This window comes from Bradyrhizobium sp. STM 3809, assembly GCF_000239795.1.
Classification (GTDB): Bacteria; Pseudomonadota; Alphaproteobacteria; order Rhizobiales; family Xanthobacteraceae; genus Bradyrhizobium.
In genome coordinates this window covers 1-10,061 of the sequence record NZ_CAFJ01000232.1, presented here as the reverse complement: position 1 = coordinate 10,061, position 10,061 = coordinate 1, and the positions used below count along the sequence as shown (strand labels likewise).

The window sequence follows — 10,061 nt, the reverse complement described above, 5'->3', positions numbered from 1 at the left end:
CCAATCTGCTCGACAGCATCGGCAACGGTGTCCAGGTCCTTCAAGCCGCAAATACCGGTCTCACCTCGCTTCAGAAGCTCGTCGACAGCGCCAAATCGATCGCGAGCCAGGTGCTCCAGGCGCCCACGGGCTACACCACCAAATCCAGCATCACCTCGGCGGTGATTCCCGGCGCCACGGCGAACAACCTGCTGGGCAGCTCGTCGAACAATTTCGTCACCGGCACTGCCGTCAACAACGACAATCTGAGCTCGGCCGTCGCGATCACCGGATCGACCCGGCTGTCGGGTACGGCGACCTCGACGTCGAACGATCTGACCAGCAGCGTCACCACCGGCGACACGCTGGTCGTCAACGGCGTGGTGTTCACCTTCGTGGCCGGCTCGGTCTCGGCCGGCACCAATATCGGCGTCGGCGACACCGTCAGCAATCTCCTCGCGGCAATCGACTCGGTGACCGGCGCGACCGCGACCCCGTCCACCGTGAGCGGCGGCAAGATCGCGCTCGCAACCGGCACCGCACAGGATCTCACTTTGTCCGGAACGGCTCTGGCCAAGCTCGGATTGTCGTCGGGAACCACGACACGAAATCCACCGGCGCTGTCCGGCGAGACGCTCACCATCGCCTCGACAGGCGGAGGTGTGGCAACGAACATAACATTCGGCACAGGCGCATCGCAGATATCGACCCTGGCGCAGCTCAACACCGCGCTTGCCGCCAACAACCTGCAGGCCAGCCTGAGCACGACCGGCCAGCTCACGATCCTGACCACCAACGAAGCCGCATCGTCGACGATCGGCGCGGTGGCCGGCTCCTCGACCGCGGCCAGCCAGGCCTTCAACGGCGTGACGGCGTCGACGCCGGTCGCCGACACGAACTCGCAGACGACGCGTGCGGGACTGATCGCGCAGTACAACAACGTGCTCGCGCAGATCAACACCACGGCGCAGGATGCATCGTTCAACGGCATCAATCTGCTGAACGGCGACACGCTGAAGCTGACCTTCAACGAGACCGGAAGGTCTACCTTGAACATCACGGGCGTGACCTTCAACAGCACCGGTCTCGGCCTGTCCTCGCTGGTGGTCGGCACCGACTTCCTGGACAGCAACTCGGCCAACAAGGTGCTGACGACCCTGAACAGCGCGTCGACGTCGATCCGCTCCGAAGCCTCGTCGCTCGGCTCGAACCTGTCGATCGTGCAGATCCGTCAGGACTTCAACAAGAACCTGATCAACGTGCTGCAGACCGGTTCGTCGAACCTGACGCTCGCCGACACCAACGAGGAGGCGGCCAACAGCCAGGCGCTGTCGACCCGCCAGTCGATCGCGGTCTCGGCCCTGGCGCTGGCCAACCAGTCGCAGGCCAGCGTGCTGCAATTGCTGCGCTGAGCCCAGCGCATCTCCAGCCAAATTCGTGCGAAGCGGCGGGCTGTGCCCGCCGCTTCTGCTTTTGGCATCCCGCTTTGCGGTGTTTCGCGCCGCGGACAAGCCGCCGCTGGGCGACGCGGGCCGCTTGCGGCCGGGTCATCGCAGTTGCGCGCCTGGTCGGTCGATCGTTCGTCTCGGACGGCGAATGCAGCCCGAAATTTTTTCGAGCAAATTGAATCGTTCCGTTCGCATCAAATTAAGACGTTTCGCAGGAGCGGTTGTTTCAGGTATCCGATGATATCAGGAGGCGAAATCCGCTAACAGCTGCTAACCATATTTTAAAGGCGGACAACGTACAAAACCTGCGCAGTTTGTTGGTGTCCCCGCGTCAGTCCGGAGTACTTGATGTCATATGCCGCTCAAGCCTATGCACGCACGTCGCAAACGACGGCATCACCACGGGAGATCGAAGCGCAAGCATTATTGAAGGCGGCGCGGCAGCTGCAGGAAGTCCAGGCCAACTGGAATGGCCCCGATCGCAACATGTACAAGGCGCTGCTCTTCAATCGCCGCCTCTGGACGATCTTCATGAGCGCGATGGAGATGGACGACAATCCGAATCCGCTCGATATCCGGCAGAATATCGCCAATATCGGCGTGTTCGTCATGAAGCAGACGATCGAGATGCAGATGGATCCGGATCCGGCGAAGCTGAAATCGCTCATCGACATCAACTGTCACATCGCCGCGGGCCTGTCCGGACGCAGCTGATCGATCGCGCGGACAGGGCCTTGGGATAGCTGACGTCGCCAGCATCCTGTCCGTGTTCCGAAAGTCGAGCGCGGGCAGCACCAGAAAATACGCAGCGATCGACCCGACGCTCTGGCGGGGCAGACCATGCGCCAAGCGTGCGGACGGCAAGCCGGTCGCGGCATCGCTCGGCCCGCCCAAAGCAACTGATCCCCACAACGTAAAACAGCCGCCGCGGCTGACGCCGAGGCGGCTGAAGAGATCTAGCCCGGCGGAGCGGGATCAGGCGATACGGTCGGTCGGCATCACGCGCGGGGCCTCTTCCTTCTGCAGATCCTTCTGCAAGTCGAGCGTGTTGAAATAGGCACGCCGCCGCAGGACGGCCTCGTCCGGATACTGCGCCACCACCTGGTCGGTCCTGCGGTTCACCACCTGGAACACCAGCGCCGCTGCCGCGCGGTCGTAATAGGCCTGGTGCGACACGGAGAGGTCGTTGGCCGTGTTGAGCGGGGCGTCGTTGCGCACGGGTGGGCTGTCCTCGGCCGCGGTCACGGTCTGGCTCGGAGGAAGGTCCGTTGGAACAGCGTTCGCAACCGCCGGACTCGACGGTTGAATGATCGGCACCGACGCGGGCGCGCCCACCGGTCTCACGCTGAAATCGGAACTCATGGCAGCCTCCTCATAGCCATCGAGTCAATTCCCAACCCATCCCGCTTGCAACTATGCCGATCACCAATCAACGTTATGTTAGGAAATAGGATGAACGGCGCGTTGTGAGACGTGTCGGCTTTTTAAGCATATCGGAGCTTGAACGGCGAAAGCCGCGCGGCCGGGAGCGGGCGGCGCGGCTCTCGCAGGCTCGGATCTGGAAATGCTGAAACCTGGAGATGCTCGGAGCTGGAGGATGCTCCGGGACATCAAGGCTCAGAGCGTCCTGCTGACGGCCAGCGGCGTGAGATGACGTGCGCCGGGTGCGGCGCGGCGTCCGCCGGCGGTATAGGTGCTCGGGATGTTCTTGCGCTGGACCTCGGCGTTCACGCCGCGCACGATCTTCTCGGAGATCGCGTGCGCCGTGGCGAGGACCGTCAGGTTGACCTGCAGCATCGCCCGGAAGGTGTCATGGTGGCGATGAAGGGTGGCGAGCAGCTCCGGCGCGGTCTGCTTCATGAAGGACTGGCTGGCCTTGAGGCGGCCGACAATCGTGACGTAGTGCCGCGACAGCTCGGTCTTCCGCGGTCCGAATGCCATGCCTTCGCGGAGCTTGCCGGCGCGGACCAGCTCGGTCTCCTGCTCGATGACGGCGATCAGCTCGCTCATGACGCTGACCATCTCGTCGGCGAGCGCGCGCGCCTCGGCCGCGCTGGCAGCGGCTGCATACGTCGTCTTCTTGGCCTGGCCCTGTGCGCTCATCCTCAAACTCCTGTCGGCGGAGGCCAGAGAGCCTCCGCGATGCCTACGCTTACGTTGACGCTTTGGTTTCGCTCGAGCCGCCGCTCTGATTGCTGCTCTGATTGCTGCTCTGATTGCTGCCCTGATTGCTGCTCTTGGCCTGCTGCAGGATGAGCGTGCGGAAGACGTCGTTGGAAATGCCGACGCCGCCCGCCTTGGCGAAGTTCTTGGAATATTGCTCGGTCAGCATCGAGCGCCAGACGCCGGTGCCCGGCGTATCCCCGAACGGACCATCGCCCTTCACTCCGCTCATCATCTGCGAGAACATCGAGTTCAGGAACATGGCCTCGAAGTCGGTGGCCGTCGATTTCGCCTTGGCCTGGGCCTTCGGGGAGACCTTGGTCAAGGCCTCGGTGAGCTCGAGATCGGTGCGCGGCGACGTCCTGGCCGCCGCGGAGGGCATGCTGAGCGGGACGCGGCCGGCATAGGAGTCGACGAAGGACGTGGCCATCACATCACCTCGATGTCGGCTTCGATCGCGCCGGCGGCCTTGATGGCCTGCAGGATGCTGATCAGGTCGCGCGGGCCGATGCCGAGGCCGTTGAGGCCGTCGACCAATTGCTGCAGGGAGACGCCGTCCTTGACGACCGCGAACTTCTTGCCGTCCTCCTGAACCCCGACGCTGGTGCGCGGCGTGACCACGGTGCGGCCGCGCGACAGCGGGTTGGGCTGGCTGACCTGCGGGCTTTCGGAGATGGTGACGGTGAGGTTGCCTTGCGCCACCGCGACGGTGGCGACGCGGACGTCGCGGCCCATCACGATGATGCCGGAGCGCTCGTCGATGACGATCTTGGCGGCGAGATCGGGATCGACCTGGAGCTGCTCGATCTCGGTGAGGAAGGCGACGACGTTGCCCTTGAACTCCGGGGGAATGCTGAGCTGCACCGTCGACGGATCGATCGGCTCGGCGGTCTTGACGCCGAGGAAGTCGTTGACCGCGGCGGCGATCCGCTTGGCGGTGGTGAAGTCGGCGTTGCGCAGCGCCAGCCGCACGTTGGGCAGCCGGTTCAGCGCGAACTCGATCTCGCGCTCGATGATGGCGCCGTTGGCGATGCGGCCGACCGTCGGCACGCCGCGCACGATCTTGGCGGCCTCGCCCTCGGCCTGGAAGCCGGAGATCGCGAGCGAGCCCTGCGCGACGGCGTAGACGTTGCCGTCGGCGCCGAGCAGCGGGGTGACGAGCAGGGTGCCGCCCTGCAGGTTCTTGGCGTCGCCGAGCGCCGACACCGTCACGTCCATGCGCGTGCCCTGGGTCGCGAACGGCGGCAGGTTGCCGGTGACCATCACGGCGGCGACGTTGCCGGTGCGGATGGTGGCGCCGCGGATGTTGACGCCCATGCGCTCGAGCATCGCCTGCAGCGACTGCTTGGTGAACGGGATGTTGTTGAGCGTATCGCCGGTGCCGTTCAGGCCGACCACGAGGCCGTAGCCGATCAGCTGGTTCTGGCGCACGCCTTCGATATTGGCGAGATCCTTGATCCGCGACGTCGCATGCGCGGGCATGACAATAGAGGCCAGCGCCAGCATGGCGGCGCAAGCGGCCTGAAACAGGCGCGTAATTCGGACGCGTCGCATCCTCTGCTCCCCTCGAACTCTGCAGGTGATCACTTGGCCACTCCCATGACCGCATGATCGGCGTTAACTATGCGAGGGCCGTGCCACGTCGATGCTCCCGGCTAACTCATTGAAAGAGTGTGAAATCGATCTTGCGACTTGTTGCGATCCCGGGTCGGCCCGGAGGAACGAAGCTGCCGCCCCGGCAGAATTTGCCGGGCCATTTACGCACCGTTAACCACGACGGAGCCAATCTCCGCTCCGACACGTGAGAGCCTGCGGGGAGCCACCGATGCGCATCTACGGACCGAATGGCACGACGTTCAACACGTCGACCAGCTCCACGCGGAAGACCTCGTCCGGCAGCTTCAAGCTGCCCGACGCCGGCACCACGCAGGAGACCCGCGCGACGCTCGCGCCGAAGCAGACCGCCAACATCGACGCGCTGCTGGCGCTGCAGGGCATCGAGGAGGAGCCGGCCGAGCGGCGCAAGCGCTCGGTGCAGCGTGGCAAGCGCGCGCTCGACGTGCTCGACGATCTCAAGCTGTCGCTGCTGTCCGGCAAGCTCGACACGACGATGGCGCTGCGGCTGCGCGATGCCGCGGCGGACCTGAAGCAGACCTCCGGCGATCCCAGGCTCGACTCGATCCTCTCGGAGATCGAGCTCCGCGTCGAGGTCGAGCTCGCCAAGGCCGGGCAGGGCTGATCAGGCGGCCTTCGAGGACGCCTGCGCGTCGTAGCGCCGCTGTGCGGCGGTGACGTCCTTCAGATGCCGCTCTGCCCAGTCGCGCAAGGGATCGACCGCGGCGGCGAGCGTCAGCCCGAGCGGCGTGATGGAGTATTCAACCGTCACTGGAACAGTGGCGATCGCCCGCCGCCTGACCAGCCCGTCGCGCTCGAGGCTCTTCAACACTTGCGACAGCATCTTCTGCGAGATGCCTTCAATGGCACGGCGCAACTGATTGAAGCGCAACGGCTCGTTGCGCAGCAGGATCAGGATCAGCACGGCCCATTTGTCGCCGACGCGATCGAGGATCTGGCGGGTCGGGCAGTCGGCCGAATAGACGTTGGCGGCTCGCATCGGTTACTCCGGCGTGACCTGGTGATCTCAAAGTGCGCTCTTAACAGCAGCGTTCGTTCCGCTATCTAGTCACTATTGGTTACCACGGGGATCTCGTCCAGAGCCTCTGGTCCGACCGAACACGCGCAAACGAGGAGTTGCAGCATGAAGATCGCCGTCGCCGGCGCCTCCGGCCGGGCCGGGTCGCGCATCACCGCCGAGCTCGCCAATCGCGGCCATCAGGTCACCGGCATCGCCCGGAACCCCGACAAGATCGAAAAGCACGCCAACGTCACGGCAGTCCAAGGCGATGCCAATGACCGCGCCGCGCTGGCCAAGCTGTGGGCCGGCCATGACGTCGCGATCAGCTCCATCCACTTCTCGGCCAGCGACGTCGAGACGCTGATCGGCGCTGCCAAGGACTCGGGTGTATCTCGTTACCTCGTGGTGGGCGGGGCTGGCTCGCTGGAGGTCGCGCCCGGGGTGCGGCTGGTGACCACGCCGAATTTTCCGGCCGCCTACAAGGCCGAAGCGGAGAAGGGCGCGGCGTTCCTCGACCGTCTCAGGCAGGAGCAGGCGCTCGACTGGACCTTCCTGTCGCCCTCCGCGATGATCGATTTCGGCGCCCGTACGGGCAAGTTCCGGCTCGGAACGGACCAGTTGCTGGTCGATGCCGCGGGCAAGAGCTTCATCACCTTCGAAGACTTCGCGGTCGCGATGGCCGACGAGATCGAGCGTCCGGCGCATCGGCGCGCCCGGTTCACGGTCGGCTATTGAGGGTACCCCCTTGGCGCCCTGCCGGCCGGCCGCAATTTGGGCTGGACAACGGCGGCAGGGCGGGGCGCCGGCGGCGATGGAAATATTGTCTGTCACATGAGGCCGCTATATAAGGCGGCCGCGAACGGGCGTATTCCGTCCGCCGGTGCCGAGACCGGCGCCAGCACGTACAGATGGGCTGACCTTGGAAAAGTTGAAGAACTACAAACCTTCCGAAAAAGAGCCTTTCATGAACGAACGCCAGCGCGACTACTTTCGCGCCAAGCTGCTGGCATGGAAGGAGGAGATCCTGCGCGAATCGAAGCTCACCCTGCAGGCTCTGCAGGAGGAGAACGTGAACCACCCCGACCTCGCCGACCGCGCGTCGTCGGAAACCGACCGGGCGATCGAGCTTCGCGCCCGTGACCGCCAGCGCAAGCTGATCTCCAAGATCGACGCCGCGCTCCAGCGCATTGAGGATAACACCTACGGCTATTGCGAGGAGACCGGCGAGCCGATTTCGCTGAAGCGGCTCGAGGCCCGTCCGATCGCGACACTGTCGGTGGAGGCGCAGGAACGCCACGAGAAACGTGAAAAGGTCTATCGCGACGAATAGGTCGCGGTTCTGACCCCTCGATCGCGGATTGCGGCCGCCTGCCGGGTGCGGCCGCACCGCGTCTTTTGCCGAGCGTGGACGACTGATGCGTCGGTTCGCCAGCCGGGCATGCCGCCTGGTTTACCGGCTGCGGTGCTCACGCGGCCCTGAGTTGCATCTCCTGTGGCCGTGTTTCACGGCCGAGCGCTTGCGGCTCAACAGCCACACACGGTCCTGATCTTCACGGCCTCCGGAACTTTTCCGCGCTTGCGGAATTGGTCGCTGTTCCGTCTGGGAACACGCCGTGGGGGATCATGCGCGAGTTGCAAAGACCGGGAAGCCCGCTCGGCGGCGCGTTGGCTGCAATGCAGCGCTCCTATGGTGCCCTGAGCATCAAGGGGCGGCTGCTTCTGCTCGCCGGCATTCTGTTCCTGCCCTGCGTCGGCCTGATCGCCTATGTGATCGTCTCCATGGCCCAATCCGCCGATGCCTCGATCCGGCGCGGGTTGTCCTATGCCGCCCAGACGATCTCCGGCGCCGTCGATGCCGAGCTCCGGCGCTACGTCACGCTTGCCGAAGTGCTTGGGAAGTCCCCTGATCTCGGCGCGGACGATCTCAAGGAGTTCGAGGCGGAGGCGCGCCGGGTCGGCGCCGTCAGCGGCGAAGGCTGGATCATCGTCTCCGATGCCAGCGGCCGGCTGTTGCTCAATACCCTCGCCCCGGCCGGCAAGCCGCTCGGTGCGCGCACCCCTGAAGGCCTGCGCTCGCAGCAGCGGGCCTTCGTGTCGGGACAGCCGTCGATCTCGGACATCTTCACCGGCCCGAACTCGGGCGAGTGGGTAGCGACCGTCGACGTGCCCGTCTTCAAGGACGGCAAGCCGTTCCGTTGCCTGTCGATCGCCATGCCGGCCGCCAACTACACCCGGCTGCTGGCCCAGCAGCAGCTACCGGCCGACTGGCTGGTCGGCATCATGGACGGCCAGGGGCGCTACGTGTCCCGGATCCCGAAGAATGCGACCAGCACCGGCCAGATCGCGTCGGCCGGGTGGCGAGCAACCGCCAGAGCCGAGGGGATCGCCGAGTTTCCCTCGATCGAGGGCGATCGTGTCATCAACGCCAATGCGCGGCCGCAGTTGAGCGACTGGACCGTCGGTGTCGGCATCAAGCAGGGCGCGTTCGCGCAGGCGATCTCCTCGACCGTGCAGACCGCGACCGTCGCGGCCACGACGATCTGCGCGCTGGCACTTCTGCTGGCCGCCGGCATCGGCCGAAGCATCGCCCGGCCGCTTGAGAGCATCGCCGTCAAGAGCACCAATCCTGGCGAGGCCGCGCCCTCCGATCCCCCCGAGGTACGGGCGCTCAATGCCCGCTTGGCCGCGGCCGAGAAGGCTCAGGCCGAGAGCGCGGCCATCCTGCAGGAGAATTTCGGAATGCTGGCCAAGGCCAGGGATGATGCGTCGCGCACCGCCGAGCAGCTCAAGCTGGCGGCGAAATACGGGCGGCTCGGCACCTTCATCTGGGACGGACAGTCCGGCACGAGCCACTGGTCCGACGAGATCGAGGAACTCTATGGCCTGAAGCCGGGCACCTTTCCCGGCACCTACGACGATTGGCTGGCGCTGGTGCACCCGGAGGACCAGGCCCATGCCGACCGGGACAACCAGCAGGCGCTGATCACGGGCCAGCTCGATTCGGAATGGCGGGTGCCGTTGCCGGACGGCTCGATCCGGTGGATCGAGGCGCGCGCCCGCATGCTGCCCCGCGAAGGTGACGGCGATCTCAGGATGATCGGCGTCAACATCGACGTCACCGCCGCCAAGGAGGCCGACCGCAAGCGCGAGCTCCTGGTGCATGAGCTCGCCCATCGCGTGAAGAACAGCCTGGCGGTGGTGCAGTCGCTGGCGCATCAGCTGCTGCCGCGGCACGACGCCAAGGTCCGCGACTTCACCTCGCGGCTGCACGCGCTGGCCACCGTCCACAGCAGTCTCGCCGAGAACGACTGGCAGGGCGCCGATCTCTCGGCGCTGATCGAGAGCCAGGTGGCGCCGTTCGCCGGCGCGCCGGAGCAGCTCGCGGTCAGCGGCCCGACTATTCTTGTGCCTGTCGAGCTGACCACCCAGCTCGCCCTGGTGATCCACGAGATGGCCTGCAACGCCAGCAAATATGGCGCGCTGACCACCCCGTCCGGCCGCGTCGAGGTGACCTGGTCGCTCGGGCCGGACGCGCTGCACATGCGCTGGCAGGAGAGCGGCGGGCCGCCGGCCAAGGAGCCGCCGGTGCTGGGCTTCGGCAGCCGGCTGATGACCCGGACCGTCCGGCATCTGCAGCGGACCTTTGCCGAGTCCGGGCTGACCTGCCAGTTCGAGCTGCCTTGGCTGGAGACGCGCCACAACGGCGTCGTCGGCCCCCTCAGCGAAGCGAACTGATTTGCAGACGATCCTGATACGACTGCGTCAGAGACACTGTCAGCTATCCGTCGTCATTCCGGGGCGCCCGAAGGGCGAGCCCGGAATCCATGGCCACAGAT

Annotated in this window: 11 protein-coding genes; 6 read left to right on the top strand and 5 right to left on the bottom strand. The window is 65.6% G+C overall.

Annotation, left to right across the window (positions count from 1 at the left end):
- Together BRAS3809_RS12715 and flaF are read left to right on the top strand one after the other, a co-directional pair.
- Positions 1 to 1,391, top strand: a 1,391-nt coding sequence (locus tag BRAS3809_RS12715) for a flagellin (RefSeq protein WP_035656209.1), incomplete at its 5' end; no start/stop codon positions are given.
- Between the two features lie 384 nt (positions 1,392 to 1,775).
- Complete coding sequence (gene flaF / locus BRAS3809_RS12710; RefSeq protein ID WP_008962499.1) at positions 1,776 to 2,141, top strand: flagellar biosynthesis regulator FlaF; 366 nt, start codon at positions 1,776 to 1,778, stop codon at positions 2,139 to 2,141.
- 261 nt (positions 2,142 to 2,402) lie between these two features.
- Here the strand turns inward: flaF and BRAS3809_RS12705 are convergent, their stop codons facing one another.
- From BRAS3809_RS12705 to BRAS3809_RS12690, 4 genes are all read right to left on the bottom strand, one after another.
- A complete protein-coding gene (locus BRAS3809_RS12705; protein ID WP_240535663.1) occupies positions 2,403 to 2,789 on the bottom strand; it encodes a hypothetical protein in 387 nt (128 codons plus the stop codon).
- A 255-nt stretch (positions 2,790 to 3,044) separates the two neighbouring features.
- Positions 3,045 to 3,530, bottom strand: a complete 486-nt coding sequence (locus tag BRAS3809_RS12700; RefSeq protein WP_008962497.1) for a hypothetical protein — start codon at positions 3,528 to 3,530, stop codon at positions 3,045 to 3,047.
- A 49-nt stretch (positions 3,531 to 3,579) separates the two neighbouring features.
- Positions 3,580 to 4,020: a flagellar assembly peptidoglycan hydrolase FlgJ gene (gene flgJ / locus BRAS3809_RS12695; protein WP_008962496.1), complete on the bottom strand. Its 441-nt coding sequence runs from the start codon at positions 4,018 to 4,020 to the stop codon at positions 3,580 to 3,582.
- Positions 4,020 to 5,144, bottom strand: coding sequence for a flagellar basal body P-ring protein FlgI (locus tag BRAS3809_RS12690; RefSeq protein ID WP_008962495.1), 1,125 nt, complete (start codon positions 5,142 to 5,144; stop codon positions 4,020 to 4,022). The genes flgJ and BRAS3809_RS12690 overlap by 1 nt, the downstream gene beginning before the upstream one ends.
- A 271-nt stretch (positions 5,145 to 5,415) precedes the next feature.
- Between BRAS3809_RS12690 and BRAS3809_RS12685 the strand changes: the two genes are divergently transcribed.
- Complete coding sequence (locus BRAS3809_RS12685; protein ID WP_008962494.1) at positions 5,416 to 5,829, top strand: flagellar assembly protein FliX; 414 nt, start codon at positions 5,416 to 5,418, stop codon at positions 5,827 to 5,829.
- Here the strand turns inward: BRAS3809_RS12685 and BRAS3809_RS12680 are convergent, their stop codons facing one another.
- Entirely contained in the window at positions 5,830 to 6,204 is a 375-nt protein-coding gene (locus tag BRAS3809_RS12680) for a winged helix-turn-helix transcriptional regulator (protein ID WP_008962493.1), read from the bottom strand. It abuts the gene before it with no gap.
- Positions 6,205 to 6,348: 144 nt separating this feature from the next.
- Between BRAS3809_RS12680 and BRAS3809_RS12675 the strand changes: the two genes are divergently transcribed.
- The 3 genes from BRAS3809_RS12675 (at position 6,349) to BRAS3809_RS12665 (ending at position 9,960) form a co-directional block, all read left to right on the top strand.
- Entirely contained in the window at positions 6,349 to 6,960 is a 612-nt protein-coding gene (locus BRAS3809_RS12675) for an NAD(P)-dependent oxidoreductase (protein ID WP_008962492.1), read from the top strand.
- Between the two features lie 229 nt (positions 6,961 to 7,189).
- A complete protein-coding gene (gene dksA / locus BRAS3809_RS12670) occupies positions 7,190 to 7,555 on the top strand; it encodes an RNA polymerase-binding protein DksA (RefSeq protein ID WP_170323279.1) in 366 nt (121 codons plus the stop codon).
- Between the two features lie 344 nt (positions 7,556 to 7,899).
- Positions 7,900 to 9,960 carry a sensor histidine kinase gene (locus BRAS3809_RS12665; RefSeq protein ID WP_240535662.1) on the top strand — a complete coding sequence of 687 codons (2,061 nt, stop codon included), beginning with the start codon at positions 7,900 to 7,902 and terminating at the stop codon, positions 9,958 to 9,960.
- The last annotated feature ends 101 nt before the right edge of the window (positions 9,961 to 10,061 follow it).

Coding starts and splice junctions, on each gene's coding strand:
- flgJ (WP_008962496.1), bottom strand. CDS start 4,020: ATGGCCACGTCCTTCGTCGACTCCTATGCCGGCCGCGTCCCGCTCAGC.
- BRAS3809_RS12675 (WP_008962492.1), top strand. CDS start 6,349: ATGAAGATCGCCGTCGCCGGCGCCTCCGGCCGGGCCGGGTCGCGCATC.
- BRAS3809_RS12705 (WP_240535663.1), bottom strand. CDS start 2,789: ATGAGTTCCGATTTCAGCGTGAGACCGGTGGGCGCGCCCGCGTCGGTG.
- BRAS3809_RS12665 (WP_240535662.1), top strand. CDS start 7,900: ATGCAGCGCTCCTATGGTGCCCTGAGCATCAAGGGGCGGCTGCTTCTG.
- BRAS3809_RS12680 (WP_008962493.1), bottom strand. CDS start 6,204: ATGCGAGCCGCCAACGTCTATTCGGCCGACTGCCCGACCCGCCAGATC.
- BRAS3809_RS12690 (WP_008962495.1), bottom strand. CDS start 5,144: ATGCGACGCGTCCGAATTACGCGCCTGTTTCAGGCCGCTTGCGCCGCC.
- dksA (WP_170323279.1), top strand. CDS start 7,190: ATGAACGAACGCCAGCGCGACTACTTTCGCGCCAAGCTGCTGGCATGG.
- flaF (WP_008962499.1), top strand. CDS start 1,776: ATGTCATATGCCGCTCAAGCCTATGCACGCACGTCGCAAACGACGGCA.
- BRAS3809_RS12700 (WP_008962497.1), bottom strand. CDS start 3,530: ATGAGCGCACAGGGCCAGGCCAAGAAGACGACGTATGCAGCCGCTGCC.
- BRAS3809_RS12685 (WP_008962494.1), top strand. CDS start 5,416: ATGCGCATCTACGGACCGAATGGCACGACGTTCAACACGTCGACCAGC.